We start from the raw sequence: 15,053 nt of genomic DNA, 5'->3' as shown, positions 1-15,053 counted from the left end.
GTGTTCCCTTTGTCCTTTGAAATGAGACAAAGGAGTTGTGACCATGAGAAAAAAACTCGGCTTAGGGATCATGCTGTTATTGATCCTGGTCTTGGCTGCCTGTGGGGAGAAGTCGAAAGAGGATGTCGCAGATAAGCTGGCGGGTAATTTAGAAAAAATGAACGGTTATAAAGCAGAAGCGACCATGAGCCTGCAAACGGGGGAAGAGAGTCAGGCATTCGGCATTGAGATTTCCCACAAAAAGAAAGATTTTTACCGGGTACTGTTGAAAAATGAGAAAGATGAGAAGGGCAGTCAAATCATTTTAAAAAATGAAGATGGCGTATTTGTCCTGACCCCGGCGCTGAATAAAAGCTTCAAGTTCAAGAGTGAATGGCCTAACAACAGCAGTCAGCCTTATTTATACCAGTCTTTGGTAAAGGACATACTGGAGGATTCGGAGGCTTCATTCAAGACGACAGAAAATTATTATGTATTTGAAACGAAGACGAATTATCAAAATAACAACAACCTTCCTTATCAGGAAATCTATTTTGATAAAAAAGCTTATACGCCGGCAATGGTGAAAGTATTGGATAAAGACAAAAACTCGGTGGTGGAAGTCCAGTTCTCTTCTTTTGAACTTGATCCTGAATTTGCTGGGGACACCTTTGAAATCGAGAAAAACATGACGAGCGGTACCTTGGGGATTCCGGTCTCGGCGGACGAAAGTGACAATGGCGAGCTGGAAGTGTTTTATCCACTAGAAAGAGCCGGTTCGGAACTAGTAGAAAAGAAAGAGATCGAAACGGATAACGGGAAGCGGGTAATTTTATCCTTCGCCGGAGAAAAGAACTTCACACTAGTCCAGGAAAGAGCGGATGCGTATCCAGCCAGTGCGATGGTTCCGGAACAAGTCAATGGGGAAATCGTCGACTTAGGTTTTACGATGGGAGCGCTAAGCGATGCATCCTTGCAATGGCAGGCTAATGGCAATACGTACTATTTAGCCAGTGAAGACCTTACGAAGGAAGAAATGATCGAAGTTGCAAGCTCTGTGACAGGGCAGGAAATAAAATAGATTTCGCTAGCAGGCTCCATTAAGGGTCTGCTTTATTTTTTTCTGCTATCCCAACGTTCCAATTACCTCTTGAAAAATCTAATGCTTCTATGTCTCCCTCTCTGCGTAAGCTCAAGAAGATTCGTGACATCCCTGTTAATAGTTTTTGTGCATCCTAAAGTAATATGGAATAAGAGCATTTTAATAATTACCGTTCCGCGGTTTTCGTTATGCGATTCGGGGCGGTTTCTGATACGATAGAAGAAAAAGGATAGGAGAGGTCACCTTGCAAAACTTTTACCGGGACTCCTGGGTGGAAGTCGACTTAGACAGTATTGCGTTTAATATACAACAACTACGGCAGCGCCTCTCACCAGAAACAAAAATGTTTGCAGTCGTAAAAGCTAATGGATACGGACACGGGGATGTGGAAGTCGCCGAAATGGCTTTACGTTCAGGTGCGGACAGATTGGCTGTATCATTATTGGATGAAGCGGTTAAGCTTAGAAGTAATGGAATAAATGCTCCAATCCTGGTAATGAACAGAATCCGGCCAGAAGATGTTCCGGTTGCGATCAAGCATGATATCGCTGTTACGTTTTACCAGAAGGATTGGTTAAGGCAGGTGAAGCAGTCGAGTTTGCCGGGAACACTGAAGCTGCATATGAAGTGGGATACAGGAATGGGACGGATCGGCATCAGGCAAGTGGAAGAGCTGGACGGCATTCTGGAAGAACTGAAAGACGATCGTCTGGATTTGGAAGGGATTTTTACACATTTCGCTACGGCGGATGAAGCGGATACCGATTATTTTGAACGTCAGCAGGCCCGTTTTGATGCGTTGCTGGATGCCTTTAAAGCCAAGTGGGACAAGCACGTATTTCTGCATACCGGCAATAGTGCCGCAAGTATGAGATTTCCGGAACGGATGGCTCACTTTGTCCGATATGGAATCAGCATGTATGGGCTGTATCCGTCCTCGCAAGTGAAACAGGAAAAGCCTGTGGAGCTCAAGCCCGCCTTTTCTTTGCACAGTAGGCTGACACAGGTGAAAAAACTCCCTGCGGGGGAGTCAATCAGCTATGGAGCCACTTATACCACAGAAAAGGACGAGTGGATCGGTACGGTTCCGCTTGGCTATGCAGACGGTATTATCCGCAAGCTGCAAGGAAAAGAAGTGCTTGTCGATGGGAAAAGGTTTCCGATAGTAGGACGCATATGCATGGATCAGTTCATGATTCGCTTGGACGGTCCTTATCCGGTCGGAACAAAAGTGACAGTGATCGGACGGCAGGGAGCGGAAGAAGTGACCATGGACGAGGTGGCCGATTACCTGGATACCATCAATTACGAGATTCCGTGCACGATCAGTCCCAGGGTCCCTCGCGTCTATCTGGAACAGGGAGAAGTAACCAAAATAAGCAACCCGCTTCTTCGTTAAATATATGGAGTAGTCGGCATGGGTGGTTTTTAGCGGAGGTTGCTGATTCATCCAGCAATTGGAAGGGGCCGGTTGTTTTTTTGAAAAAGTTCCAGAATGCCTTTGCAATGCAGTTTATACAATGATATGATTAGGTTGGATTAAAAAGACTGGGCTTGTAGATATCGTGGAGGTGTATGGTTGTGTCAGAGAGCTTACAAGAGGTAATTGTGAGACTGCCAAAAAACCTGCTTAGCGAGGTGGATGGGTTAATGGAAACTGAGAACAGTGATCTGAGCGACTTTATTTGTCAGGCAACTAAATCGTATTTGCGTGAAAAGAAAAAACGTCATATCCGTGAATCTATGCAAAGAGGCTATATGGAAATGGCCAAAATCAATCTCAACATTGCTTCAGAGGCTTTTCAAGCTGAAGAGGAGGCCGAAAACACCCTAGAACGTTTAGTGAGTGGGGTGTAAGGGGTTGATTGTAAAAAGAGGCGAAGTTTATTTCGCCGATCTTTCCCCTGTAGTGGGTTCCGAGCAGGGGGGCGTTCGTCCAGTATTGGTTTTGCAAAACGATATCGGCAACCGTTTTAGCCCTACGGTTATCGTTGCAGCCATTACCGCGCAGATACAAAAGGCAAAACTGCCGACACATGTTGAAATCGATGCAAAAAGATATGGATTTGAGCGCGACTCTGTCATTTTGCTCGAGCAAATTCGAACAATAGACAAACAGCGTCTAACGGATAAAATTACCCACTTAGACAAACAGATGATGGAAAACATTAATAAAGCCTTGGAAATAAGCCTGGGTTTAACCGACTTTTAAAAGTTTCGGATGTATAAACTGAACAATTTAACACCCATGTCCCGGGAGGCCGGAGCATGGGTGTTTTTTGTGACAAATCGGAAGGTAATTTATGGGTGTCTTGTCGCCTGAAACGCGTCAAGACAGCGTTTTTTGTACAAAAACGAAGTCGAAGTCTATCAAAAAATTTGCGCACTAGCCGTAAACATGTGACAATAAGAGTATCTATTTTAGGGAGACTTGGCAGGGGGTTGTTGAATGGATAGAAAATTGAAGGATTTGGTAATAGAAAACAGCGACACAATCGTACAAATGTGGCTTGAGGAGATTGCCAAAAATCGACAGAATGATTACACCTCAACCATTTCCGAGGAACTGTTTGAAAGTACAAACAGGGAGTTTGTCAATGTGATTTTTTCAAGTGTGGAAAAACAAGGCATCACTACGGAACTGGAAGACTTCTCCGAGAGGCTTGTCAATCTCGGATGGCCGCTTAGTTATTTGACCGACGGCTTGCAATCCTTTCGCAGAGTGACGATTAATTTCATCTTGAGCGAGCAAGACCAGGTTGGGACAGAATACTTCTCGGAAGTACTGCAAGCTGTGGATGATTGGGTTGACCCGATTATCAATAAGCTGGTCAACGAGTATTCCGGCAGCTGGGAGCATATTGTTTCGTTACAGCGAGTAGCACTGCAGGAACTTTCCGCACCACTTATTCCGGTAATGGAGAATATTACCGTCATGCCTTTGATCGGTACAATTGATACAGAACGGGCGAAGCTGATCATGGAGAATTTGCTGGACGGAGTCATCAAGCACAATGCTGAGGTCGTGTTGATTGACATCACGGGAGTCCCTGTAGTGGATACCATGGTGGCGCATCATATTATACAAGCTGCAGAAGCGGTGCGGCTGATCGGTTCTACTTGCATATTAGTCGGCATTCGGCCGGAAATTGCTCAAACCATTGTCAATTTAGGTATCGATTTGGGCAAATTCCCGACAAAGAGTTCCTTGCGGAAAGGATTCCAGTCTGCCTTGGAACTGACAAACAGAAAAATTGTCAGCACGAGAAACAGTCATGAAAATGATATTGAAGAATTAGTAGATTCTTTGGATAGGGAGTGAGCTGGGTCATGAGAATACCAATTTTAAAGCTTCATAATTATTTACTTATTTCTATCCAAATAGATCTGGATGACCAGAGTGCCATCCAGTTTCAGGAGGATCTTTTAAGTAAAATCCACCAAAGCGGTGCTACCGGCGTAGTGATCGATCTAACATCGGTCGATATTATTGATTCCTTTATTGCTAAGGTACTTGGAGACGTAGTGACAATGTCAGATCTTATGGGGGCAAAAGTCGTATTGACTGGCATTCAGCCAGCAGTGGCTATGACGCTGATTGACTTGGGCATCCATCTGCAAGATGTTCCAACAGCCTTAGACTTAGAACAAGGCTTGATCAAATTGCGTCAGGAATTGGAGGAGTGAACATGGATTTCCAATCCTGCGTTAATATTAACAAAGAGTGGGATATAGTCGGCGCCCGTCAAATTGGGCGGGATTTCGCCAGAAAAATCGGGTTTGGAACAGTAGATCAGGCACGAATTGCCACTGCTATATCCGAGCTTGCCAGAAATATCTATTTATACGCTGGAACAGGAAAAATCTGCTTCGAAACCATTGAAGAAATTGATCATAAGGGATTAGTAATTCTAGCAATGGACGATGGCCCCGGAATACCGGAAATCAGTAAAGTGATGGAAGATGGATATTCTACTTCCGGAGGTCTTGGCGCGGGATTGCCAGGTGTGAAAAGGCTGATGGATGAGTTCGATATTGTTTCCGAGCAAGGAAAGGGGACAGAGATAAAAGCAGTAAAATGGGTTCGTTGAGGGGGGTAAGCGATGAGTACGTTGAACATGGACTTAAGCAATTATCGTGACTTACTAAAACAATATATTACAACGCAAGATGAGACTGCCCTTTACCAGGCAGAACAGTTCAGTAAGCTGTCGATGCAGCAAAACATTTCCCCTGAAGAGATTATCAACGTTCATATCCAGGCGTTGCAGGATTTGTACCCTGATTTACCGGAAGGGATTGAATCCTCGATGAACTTTCTGCTGGAGGCGATGATTTCCTACGGACTTGCCTATCAGGAATTCCAATCGCTTCGGGAACAGCAGCTGGCTCTGAAGTCGGAAATCTCCGTCGCTGCCAGTATGCAGCAAACACTGCTCACCACGGTAAAGCCCGAAGTGAAAGGGTTGGATATCGGGGCAATTAGTATTCCCGCCAACCAAATGAATGGAGATTATCACCACTTTGTGCAAAACGACGATAATAAATTAGGTATCGCCATTGCGGATGTCATCGGAAAAGGAATTCCGGCAGCTCTTGCCATGTCGATGATCAAGTACTCCATGGATAGTATTCCGGAGAATCGGATGGATCCAAGCAATATTTTGGAAAGCTTGAACAGAGTGGTTGAGCGCAATGTGGATCCTAGTATGTTTATTACGATGTTTTATGGATTATATGATCCGACAGTAGAGAAGTTTTATTATTCATCGGCTGGTCACGAACCAGGTTTTTATTATAATGCCGCCGAAGATAAGTTCGAGGAAATAGAGGCAAGAGGAATTGTCCTTGGAGTGACCCGGGACACCAAATACCGACAGTACGAACGGAAAATAAATCCCGACGATATGATTATCCTGCTGACAGACGGGGTAACGGAATGCAGACAAGGGGATCGTTTTATTGAACCGGAAGAAGTCCTTGATGTCATCAAGTCTTATATGCACCTTCCTGCACAGAAGCTGGTCGAGCAAGTGTATAAGCACTTCGAACGCCTCCAGGATTTTCACTTGCGGGATGATTTTACTTTGATAATTTTACGCAAGGAAGTTTGATGGGAATCTGATTAGGGTAGTATCCAATATTGAGTGAATATTACGGAAGTAGGAGGATAACCATGAACTTAGATATAAATGTCTCGGATAAGGATTCTTCAGCGGTTGTGACGCTGACCGGAGAGATTGATGCCTATACCGCACCTCAGTTGAAGGAACAGCTGCTGCCTTTGACCAAAGAATCGGGTAAAGTAGTGGAAGTGAATCTGGAAAATGTCAATTATATGGATAGTACAGGACTCGGAGTTTTTGTCAGTGCATTGAAATCGACAAAAGAAAACAATAGTGAACTGAAGCTTGTTCAATTACAAGACCGAGTAATGCGATTATTTGAGATAACCGGTTTAACCGATATTATAAATATTGATTCTACAGTACGGGGTGGATCTTAATATGGAACCTTTTGACTTCATAGAAATTAAAGTTCCTGCAAAATCAGAATATGTAGGTGTCGTGAGATTGAGCACATCCGGTGTCGCGAATCGGATGGGTTTCAATTATGAGGATATTGAGGATTTAAAAGTGGCGATATCAGAAGCAATGACCAATGCGGTCACGCATGCCTACCAGGATGCGGAAGAAGGGGAAGTTACTGTTGGGTTCGGCGTTTATGAGGACCGATTGGAGGTAATGGTAGCAGACCGTGGCGGAAGCTTTGACCTTGGTAAAGTAAAAGCCGACATCGGTCCGTATGAACAATCTGAACCAATCGAAAACCTTCGCGAAGGCGGTTTTGGCCTATTTTTGATCGATGCTTTGATGGATAAGGTAGAAATAAACAGTGACCACGGCGTTATTGTATTGATGACGAAGTATATCCAGGAAAATAAGGTGGGATTAGATGACGACCAAATCTCAACCACACAATAGACGTGAGGATGAGGTTTACCAATGGATAAAGCATCTACAGAAAAATCCCACAGACGAAGCGGTTCAAGAGAAAATTGTTCTGGCTTATCAGGATCTTGTGGAGTCAATAGCCCGCAAGTATTCCAAGAACAGTTCGATACATGAGGATCTAGTGCAAGTCGGGATGCTGGGGTTACTGGCGGCGATTCGCAGATATGACCCTGAATTTGGTAAATCCTTTGAATCATTTGCAATACCGACTATCATCGGTGAAATCAAACGGTTTATCCGGGATAAGACATGGAGTGTCCATGTCCCGCGTCGAATCAAAGAGTTAGGCCCGAAAATCAAGAAAGCCATCGAAGAATTAACTTCGGATAATCAGCAATCGCCTTCTGTAACGGAAATAGCCGCTTACCTGGAAGTCAGCGAAGAAGATGTATTGGAAACAATGGAGATGGGAAAAAGCTATAAAGCGTTATCCGTCGATCGAAAAATCGAAGCAGATTCTGACGGCAGCACAGTTTCCATTCTGGATTTGATCGGAAACCAGGATGCAGGGTATGAGAATGTGGATCAACGCATGCTGTTGGAAAAGATCCTGCCGATTTTAACGGAAAGAGAACAGGAAATCTTGAAATATACCTACTTTGAAAACATGAGCCAAAAAGATACTGGTGAAATGCTTGGAATTTCTCAAATGCATGTTTCCCGTCTGCAAAGGCGAGCGTTAAGAAAACTAAGAGAAGCATTACAGTCTGAAAACTCGGAGGTCTTCTAGTGAGTGAATTAGACAAACAACGGATGAAGGTTTCTGTTTATCAGTCAGCGAAAAAAGGGAATTACTATTGCGGTGACAGTTATTTCTATAAAGAAACAGAAGATGAGTTCATCTGTGCTTTGGCTGATGGTTTAGGCAGCGGAGAATTTGCTAAAGAGTCTTCGCAGGCTGTAATGGATGTTATTGAGGAAAACCTTTTTGCGAGTGTCGATGAGTTAATCAAGATTTGCAATGAAAGATTGATGGGAAAACGCGGTGTTGTATTGGGTGTATTGAAAGTCAACTTTACTACCAATGCCTATTCGTTTAGTTCAATTGGAAATATCGGGATCATGACCATCACGGATAAGCAGGAGAAAAAGCGCAGTATTCCAAATTCCGGTTACTTGGGCAGTTACAAACGTCCTTTCAAAGTATTTGACGGTACAATGGAACTCGGAATGATTTTTATTATGTTTTCTGACGGGGTCAAATCAATGGACTTATCTGCCAAGTATTTTTTAGGCAAAGATGTAGAGCGAATTACGGAAACGTACGCTTCCATGGTAGGGCAAAACAAAGATGATGACACCACCTTGATTGCCATGAAGTTTATGGAAAGTTGAATAAATACCGTCTTAAGTATACTCTTATCTTGGCAGATGAGAGTATTCGTTTTTCAAGAGCGGTCTACTCTTCCATAGGAGTAGGCCGTTTTTTTATATAAGAGGGAAGACGTTGGGTTTGTAAGCCAGACTTTAAAGGATTGGACTTAAAAAGCGATGTCCTGTACGACGGAAAGCCCCCCTAGGTCCGTCCTGATTGATGGAGGCGCCCTGTTCTTTTCTATGGTGGATGCTGATACTCCGTGAATGCCGGAGACTGATTTGGTACAATGAAGACAAGACACGTAAGGAGGAAGTTTATATTGAGTGAAACAAACGAGCGTGACCAACTGATAAAATGGGTGGAAGGAGAAACAAAGGTTTCCGCTGCTCCAATCAAGCAGGTTATCTCCTTGTTGGAGGAAGGGAATACCGTTCCATTTATCGCCAGATACCGTAAGGAACAGACAGGCGGACTGGATGAAGTGCAAATCAAAGCGATTGAAGATAAATGGACCTATGCGCAAAACCTGGCAGAACGTAAGCAGGAAGTGATCCGGTTAATCGATGAACAGGGGAAATTGACTCCTGATCTGGAAGCAAGTATCCGGGATGCAGCCCAGCTGCAGCGTGTAGAAGACCTTTATCGTCCATATAAACAAAAAAGAAGAACGAGGGCAACCATTGCCAAGGAAAAAGGGCTTGAACCGCTGGCGGAGAAAGTATGGCGTCATCATCAAGTGGAAGATATCAGAACAGCTGCATCGGAATATTTATCTGAAGAGCATGAGTTGAATTCTCCGGATGAAGTGATAGCAGGGGTCAACGACATTGTTGCCGAGTGGATTGCCGACGATGCGCAATACAGGGAATACATAAGGGACAAAACGTTTAAGGCTGGAACAATCCGGGGTGACGTGAAAGATCAAGAGAAGGATGAAAAAAGCGTTTTTGAGATGTACTATGATTACGAGGAACCGATACGTTCGATTGTTGCCCACCGTGTCCTCGCACTTAACCGCGGGGAAAAAGAGGGGGTAATCAAGGTTTCAGTTCATCCGCCTGTTGACCAAATAACCGATTATCTAGGGAAAAGGCTGATAAAAAGGAACGATACTGCTGTTATGAAGCAATTTTGGATGGATGCGATCGAGGACAGTTACAAGCGCCTAATCCAGCCATCGACTGAAAGGGAAATCCGCAACGGGCTTTCGGAAAAAGCTGAACAGCAAGCAATCGATATTTTCTCAACCAATTTAAAAAACCTGCTGTTACAGCCACCGTTGAAGGGGAGAGTGGTACTCGGAGTCGATCCGGCATTCCGGACGGGCTGTAAGCTGGCAGTTATAGACGAGACAGGGAAGGTTCATGCTATCCAGGTGATTTATCCTACAGCGCCTAAAAATGATAAAAAGGGAGCGGAAAAAGTACTTTTATCATTGATGAAGCAGTACCCGATCGAACTAATTGCAATCGGCAACGGAACCGCCTCAAGAGAAACCGAACAATTCATCGCCGACTTTATTAACAATCATCAGCTGGATATTGCTTATATTATTGTCAATGAGGCTGGTGCCAGTGTTTACTCGGCTTCCAAATTGGCGCGTGAAGAATTTCCGGATTTGCAGGTGGAAGAACGAAGCGCTGTTTCGATTGCAAGAAGGGTACAGGACCCACTGGCAGAACTGGTGAAAATAGATCCCAAATCAATAGGTGTTGGACAATACCAGCATGATGTAAGCCAAAAAAGCCTCAACGGATCCTTGACCTTTGTGGTGGAAACAGCGGTAAACCAAGTTGGGGTGAATGTCAATACGGCGTCAGCTTCTCTTCTACAGTATGTATCCGGGTTAAGCAAAACAGTCGCTGGCAATGTTATCAAGCAACGCAATGAAAACGGCAAGTTTACCAGCAGAAGTCAGCTTAAAAAGATTCCGCGTTTAGGTAATAAAACATATGAGCAGTGTATCGGTTTCCTTCGAGTACCGGACGGTGACGAACCGCTTGACCGTACGGCGATCCACCCGGAAAGCTATTCGGCAGCCAAACAGTTATTAACCATGCTTGGATTTTCGACTGACGATTTAGGTTCGGATGCGCTGAAACAGGTACTATCCGAAGTTAATGTAAAGGAAACAGCTGAGAAACTCGATATTGGCGTACCGACGTTGGAGGACATCATGAAAGCGTTGGCCAGTCCGGAACGTGACCCGAGAGATGATTTTCCGCAACCGCTTTTGAAAAAGAACGTGCTTTCGATGGAAGATTTGCAACAAGGGATGGAGCTACAGGGAACCGTAAGGAACGTAGTGGACTTCGGCGTATTCGTGGATATTGGCGTAAAACAGGATGGATTGGTGCATATTTCGAAAATGTCGAAGCAATTTGTTAAACATCCGACAGATGTGGCGGCAGTTGGTGATGTCGTCACCGTCTGGATAGATAGCGTCGACTTAGAAAAGCAGCGCATTGCTTTAACAATGGTACAAGAGTAAATAAATAAAAGGGCTGTCACTGCAGCCCTTTTGTTGTAATTAAGTATGCACATCCTGTTCACCGACCGGTGTCTATTTAGTAATAGTTTTTGTCTCGATAGAAAAACCAGCATTGATTCAATACTTTGATTTGGGATAAGTCTTTTGAAAGGAAGGCTTTTGTCATTTGCTTTTTAAACCAATTAGGCATCTGAACCATCCTCCTGGACAAATTGTGGTGGAAATTAGACGGAAATCAAGTTATTGTAGGATATGCAAATCGTGTAAAAGGTGTGACTATCATGGAGGAAACAATCAGCCAGGAAAAATTAGAGGAATTGGTAAATGAATTGTCGACAAAATACTTCGACAAGCCGTTTACCGATAAAGTGGCCTTTAACAACCGCCTTCGTACTACGGGTGGAAGGTACATTCCTTCCAGAAGAACGATAGAGTTGAATCCAAAGTATCTAAGGGAACTGGGAGAAGAGGAATTTATCGGAATCATCAAACATGAGCTTTGCCATTATCACTTACATATCGAAGGGAAAGGATATAAGCACGGGGACCGGGATTTTAGAGAGCTGTTGCGGAAGACAGGATCACCGCGTTTTTGTCAGGCGCTCCCGTCAGCTGGCAAACAAGCCGGGCACCGATATCAATGCAAAGATTGCGGCCATGTATATGAAAGGGCAAGAAGGGTAGACACCAAACGGTATCGATGTGGGAGATGCCGTGGAAAGCTTGTGAAAATAACTCCATAATAATCGCCAATAAATCCGGAAAGAAAAATCGAAGAAACCATTGACGAATCATGTCTTCCGTGTTAAATTAAATAAGCCTTAAAAAAACAAAGCTTTTCTCTGTTTTTCTTTTAAATTTCGTCGATTACATTCTAAAAAAGTTTTAAGAATCAGTTGACAAACCAAGTGAATTAATGTATTATACTTAACGTCGCTGTTGTTTGAAGCGAATTGAATACTTTTTATTCCACCGTAGCTCAGTGGTAGAGCAATCGGCTGTTAACCGATCGGTCGTAGGTTCGAATCCTACCGGTGGAGCCAGTGGAGAAGTACTCAAGTGGCTGAAGAGGCGCCCCTGCTAAGGGTGTAGGTCGCGTAAGCGGCGCGAGGGTTCAAATCCCTCCTTCTCCGCCATTGTTTAATGGCCCGTTGGTCAAGTGGTTAAGACACCGCCCTTTCACGGCGGTAACACGGGTTCGAATCCCGTACGGGTCACTTTTATTTTTGCTTATATAAATCGGTAAGGTCCGGTAGTTCAGTTGGTTAGAATGCCTGCCTGTCACGCAGGAGGTCGCGGGTTCGAGTCCCGTCCGGACCGCCACTTTTTATTGGGCTATAGCCAAGCGGTAAGGCATCGGGTTTTGATCCCGTGATTCGCTGGTTCGAATCCAGCTAGCCCAGCCTTTTTATTTCTAAATAAAACAGCAAGACTTACTAAAATACGAGCCATTAGCTCAGTTGGTAGAGCATCTGACTTTTAATCAGAGGGTCGGAGGTTCGAGCCCTCCATGGCTCATCAGTTAAGAAGTGATAGTTTCGGATTTCGGTTAAAAGCTGAATCCGATCTATTCCTTTTCTTATCATTATATTGTGCGGGTGTGGCGGAATTGGCAGACGCGCTAGATTTAGGATCTAGTGTCTTCGACGTGGGGGTTCAAGTCCCTCCACCCGCATTGTGTTTTGTCTACTGCTGTGGGTCTGCACGGCATTTTTGTTTTTGCGGTCGTGGCGGAATGGCAGACGCGCTAGGTTGAGGGCCTAGTGGGGGCGACCCCGTGGAGGTTCAAGTCCTCTCGACCGCACCATAAAAAAGTTATTGACATCGAATGATAGAAATGATATATTAGAAGATGTCGCTTCAACGAGCGCCCGTAGCTCAATTGGATAGAGCGTTTGACTACGGATCAAGAGGTTAGGGGTTCGACTCCTCTCGGGCGCGCCATTATCGGGAAGTAGCTCAGCTTGGCAGAGCACTTGGTTTGGGACCAAGGGGTCGCAGGTTCAAATCCTGTCTTCCCGACCATGATTCCCATTTATATTTGCGGGTGTAGTTTAGTGGTAAAACCTCAGCCTTCCAAGCTGATGATGAGGGTTCGATTCCCTTCACCCGCTCCATTAAGGGGCCTGTAGCTCAGTTGGTTAGAGCGCACGCCTGATAAGCGTGAGGTCGGTGGTTCAAGTCCACTCAGGCCCACCATTTGATCTTTGAAAACTGAACAAAACAACCAGTATGTCAAGCAAGATATACAAGCTAGTTTTTTGAACGAGCAAGCAAGCTCACATTTTATGGAGAGTTTGATCTTGGCTCAGGACGAACGCTGGCGGCGTGCCTAATACATGCAAGTCGAGCGCGGGAAGCAGGCAGATCCCTTCGGGGTGAAACCTGTGGAACGAGCGGCGGACGGGTGAGTAACACGTGGGCAACCTGCCTGTAAGATCGGGATAACTCCGGGAAACCGGGGCTAATACCGGGTAATACTTTCTTCCGCATGGAGGGAAGTTGAAAGGCGGCCTTTTGGCTGTCACTTACAGATGGGCCCGCGGCGCATTAGCTAGTTGGTGGGGTAATGGCCTACCAAGGCAACGATGCGTAGCCGACCTGAGAGGGTGATCGGCCACACTGGGACTGAGACACGGCCCAGACTCCTACGGGAGGCAGCAGTAGGGAATCTTCCGCAATGGACGAAAGTCTGACGGAGCAACGCCGCGTGAACGATGAAGGTCTTCGGATCGTAAAGTTCTGTTGTCAGGGAAGAACAAGTACCGTTTGAACAAGGCGGTACCTTGACGGTACCTGACGAGGAAGCCCCGGCTAACTACGTGCCAGCAGCCGCGGTAATACGTAGGGGGCAAGCGTTGTCCGGAATTATTGGGCGTAAAGCGCGCGCAGGCGGTTCCTTAAGTCTGATGTGAAAGCCCACGGCTTAACCGTGGAGGGTCATTGGAAACTGGGGAACTTGAGTACAGAAGAGGAGAGCGGAATTCCACGTGTAGCGGTGAAATGCGTAGATATGTGGAGGAACACCAGTGGCGAAGGCGGCTCTCTGGTCTGTAACTGACGCTGAGGCGCGAAAGCGTGGGGAGCGAACAGGATTAGATACCCTGGTAGTCCACGCCGTAAACGATGAGTGCTAGGTGTTAGGGGGTTTCCGCCCCTTAGTGCTGAAGTTAACGCATTAAGCACTCCGCCTGGGGAGTACGGCCGCAAGGCTGAAACTCAAAAGAATTGACGGGGGCCCGCACAAGCGGTGGAGCATGTGGTTTAATTCGAAGCAACGCGAAGAACCTTACCAGGTCTTGACATCCTCTGACCCCTCTAGAGATAGAGGTTTCCCTTCGGGGACAGAGTGACAGGTGGTGCATGGTTGTCGTCAGCTCGTGTCGTGAGATGTTGGGTTAAGTCCCGCAACGAGCGCAACCCTTGACCTTAGTTGCCAGCATTCAGTTGGGCACTCTAGGGTGACTGCCGGTGACAAACCGGAGGAAGGTGGGGATGACGTCAAATCATCATGCCCCTTATGACCTGGGCTACACACGTGCTACAATGGATGGTACAAAGGGAAGCGAAACCGCGAGGTGAAGCAAATCCCATAAAACCATTCTCAGTTCGGATTGCAGGCTGCAACTCGCCTGCATGAAGCCGGAATCGCTAGTAATCGCGGATCAGCATGCCGCGGTGAATACGTTCCCGGGCCTTGTACACACCGCCCGTCACACCACGAGAGTTGGCAACACCCGAAGTCGGTGAGGTAACCTTTTTGGAGCCAGCCGCCGAAGGTGGGGCCAATGATTGGGGTGAAGTCGTAACAAGGTAGCCGTATCGGAAGGTGCGGCTGGATCACCTCCTTTCTAAGGATATACGAAAGGCGAAAGCAACCGGTTAGCGACGTACAAACTGGACTGAACCGAAGGAGATAAAGGAAACACAGCGAACTATGTGAGCTGATGTTGACTTATCGTACGGAGGTGAGGGAAGTTGTGCTAGTCGCTGGATGCTGGAGCTGGACAGGAATAGCTCTTTCGAGCTAAAGATAAGACATACTGGTTCGTTTGGTTCAGTTTTGAGGGATTGAAACCCCTTATTTGTACCTTGAAAACTAGATAAGATATGCAAGACATTCAACGACATTGAAGTAACACGTCATTC

15 protein-coding genes, 12 tRNA genes and 1 rRNA gene are annotated in these 15,053 nt (G+C 45.6%); 27 read left to right on the top strand and 1 reads right to left on the bottom strand.

Annotation, left to right across the window (positions count from 1 at the left end; genetic code table 11):
* Positions 1-43 precede the first annotated feature (43 nt).
* From BN1067_RS02875 to BN1067_RS02815, 13 genes are all read left to right on the top strand, one after another.
* Positions 44-1,060 carry a LolA family protein gene (locus tag BN1067_RS02875; protein WP_053217410.1) on the top strand — a complete coding sequence of 339 codons (1,017 nt, stop codon included), beginning with the start codon at positions 44-46 and terminating at the stop codon, positions 1,058-1,060.
* A 265-nt stretch (positions 1,061-1,325) separates the two neighbouring features.
* The gene (gene alr, locus BN1067_RS02870; protein ID WP_053217409.1) at positions 1,326-2,480 is read left to right on the top strand and encodes an alanine racemase; all 1,155 of its coding nucleotides are present in this window, start codon (positions 1,326-1,328) and stop codon (positions 2,478-2,480) included.
* A 176-nt stretch (positions 2,481-2,656) separates the two neighbouring features.
* Entirely contained in the window at positions 2,657-2,938 is a 282-nt protein-coding gene (locus BN1067_RS02865) for a CopG family ribbon-helix-helix protein (protein ID WP_053217408.1), read from the top strand.
* A gap of 4 nt (positions 2,939-2,942) precedes the next feature.
* Entirely contained in the window at positions 2,943-3,293 is a 351-nt protein-coding gene (locus BN1067_RS02860) for a type II toxin-antitoxin system PemK/MazF family toxin (protein ID WP_053217651.1), read from the top strand.
* Positions 3,294-3,530: 237 nt separating this feature from the next.
* Positions 3,531-4,403 (top strand): RsbT co-antagonist protein RsbRA, encoded by an 873-nt coding sequence (locus BN1067_RS02855; RefSeq protein WP_053217407.1) that lies wholly within the window; start codon positions 3,531-3,533, stop codon positions 4,401-4,403.
* Positions 4,404-4,411: 8 nt separating this feature from the next.
* Positions 4,412-4,768 (top strand): STAS domain-containing protein, encoded by a 357-nt coding sequence (locus BN1067_RS02850; protein WP_026571352.1) that lies wholly within the window; start codon positions 4,412-4,414, stop codon positions 4,766-4,768.
* Positions 4,769-4,770: 2 nt separating this feature from the next.
* Positions 4,771-5,172 carry an anti-sigma regulatory factor gene (locus tag BN1067_RS02845; protein ID WP_053217406.1) on the top strand — a complete coding sequence of 134 codons (402 nt, stop codon included), beginning with the start codon at positions 4,771-4,773 and terminating at the stop codon, positions 5,170-5,172.
* Positions 5,173-5,184: 12 nt separating this feature from the next.
* Positions 5,185-6,195, top strand: coding sequence for a PP2C family protein-serine/threonine phosphatase (locus BN1067_RS02840; protein WP_053217405.1), 1,011 nt, complete (start codon positions 5,185-5,187; stop codon positions 6,193-6,195).
* A 62-nt stretch (positions 6,196-6,257) separates the two neighbouring features.
* Positions 6,258-6,587: an STAS domain-containing protein gene (locus BN1067_RS02835; protein ID WP_053217404.1), complete on the top strand. Its 330-nt coding sequence runs from the start codon at positions 6,258-6,260 to the stop codon at positions 6,585-6,587.
* 1 nt (position 6,588) lies between these two features.
* On the top strand, positions 6,589-7,065 hold the full coding sequence (gene rsbW, locus BN1067_RS02830; RefSeq protein ID WP_053217403.1) for an anti-sigma B factor RsbW: 477 nt from the start codon (positions 6,589-6,591) through the stop codon (positions 7,063-7,065).
* Positions 7,037-7,825: an RNA polymerase sigma factor SigB gene (sigB, locus tag BN1067_RS02825; RefSeq protein ID WP_053217402.1), complete on the top strand. Its 789-nt coding sequence runs from the start codon at positions 7,037-7,039 to the stop codon at positions 7,823-7,825. The genes rsbW and sigB overlap by 29 nt, the downstream gene beginning before the upstream one ends.
* Positions 7,825-8,430 carry a PP2C family serine/threonine-protein phosphatase gene (locus BN1067_RS02820; protein ID WP_324777783.1) on the top strand — a complete coding sequence of 202 codons (606 nt, stop codon included), beginning with the start codon at positions 7,825-7,827 and terminating at the stop codon, positions 8,428-8,430. Before sigB ends, BN1067_RS02820 begins: the two co-directional genes overlap by 1 nt.
* 269 nt (positions 8,431-8,699) lie before the next feature.
* A complete protein-coding gene (locus tag BN1067_RS02815) occupies positions 8,700-10,904 on the top strand; it encodes a Tex family protein (RefSeq protein WP_053217401.1) in 2,205 nt (734 codons plus the stop codon).
* Between the two features lie 76 nt (positions 10,905-10,980).
* On the opposite strand, the gene cmpA is transcribed toward BN1067_RS02815, so the two are convergent.
* Entirely contained in the window at positions 10,981-11,094 is a 114-nt protein-coding gene (gene cmpA, locus BN1067_RS02810) for a cortex morphogenetic protein CmpA (protein ID WP_110943273.1), read from the bottom strand.
* Positions 11,095-11,185: 91 nt separating this feature from the next.
* Between cmpA and BN1067_RS02805 the strand changes: the two genes are divergently transcribed.
* The 14 genes from BN1067_RS02805 to BN1067_RS02740 all read left to right on the top strand — a co-directional run bounded on the left by BN1067_RS02805 (position 11,186) and on the right by BN1067_RS02740 (position 14,755).
* On the top strand, positions 11,186-11,647 hold the full coding sequence (locus BN1067_RS02805; protein WP_053217400.1) for a SprT family protein: 462 nt from the start codon (positions 11,186-11,188) through the stop codon (positions 11,645-11,647).
* A 225-nt stretch (positions 11,648-11,872) separates the two neighbouring features.
* Positions 11,873-11,947, top strand: a tRNA-Asn gene (locus BN1067_RS02800).
* Positions 11,948-11,949: 2 nt separating this feature from the next.
* Positions 11,950-12,040 (top strand) — tRNA-Ser (locus BN1067_RS02795).
* A 9-nt stretch (positions 12,041-12,049) separates the two neighbouring features.
* Positions 12,050-12,121, top strand: a tRNA-Glu gene (locus BN1067_RS02790).
* 29 nt (positions 12,122-12,150) lie between these two features.
* A tRNA-Asp gene (locus BN1067_RS02785) sits at positions 12,151-12,227 on the top strand.
* An 8-nt stretch (positions 12,228-12,235) separates the two neighbouring features.
* Positions 12,236-12,307, top strand: a tRNA-Gln gene (locus BN1067_RS02780).
* Positions 12,308-12,349: 42 nt separating this feature from the next.
* A tRNA-Lys gene (locus BN1067_RS02775) sits at positions 12,350-12,422 on the top strand.
* A gap of 76 nt (positions 12,423-12,498) precedes the next feature.
* Positions 12,499-12,579, top strand: a tRNA-Leu gene (locus BN1067_RS02770).
* 46 nt (positions 12,580-12,625) lie between these two features.
* Positions 12,626-12,711 (top strand) — tRNA-Leu (locus BN1067_RS02765).
* A 60-nt stretch (positions 12,712-12,771) separates the two neighbouring features.
* Positions 12,772-12,848 (top strand) — tRNA-Arg (locus tag BN1067_RS02760).
* Between the two features lie 4 nt (positions 12,849-12,852).
* Positions 12,853-12,929, top strand: a tRNA-Pro gene (locus tag BN1067_RS02755).
* Between the two features lie 18 nt (positions 12,930-12,947).
* Positions 12,948-13,021, top strand: a tRNA-Gly gene (locus BN1067_RS02750).
* Between the two features lie 5 nt (positions 13,022-13,026).
* Positions 13,027-13,103, top strand: a tRNA-Ile gene (locus BN1067_RS02745).
* Positions 13,104-13,189: 86 nt separating this feature from the next.
* Positions 13,190-14,755, top strand: a 16S ribosomal RNA gene (locus BN1067_RS02740).
* Positions 14,756-15,053 lie beyond the last annotated feature (298 nt).

Source organism: Virgibacillus senegalensis (assembly GCF_000821245.2).
GTDB lineage: Bacteria > Bacillota > Bacilli > Bacillales > Amphibacillaceae > Sediminibacillus > Sediminibacillus senegalensis.
This window is presented reverse-complemented; position numbering and strand designations above follow the sequence as displayed.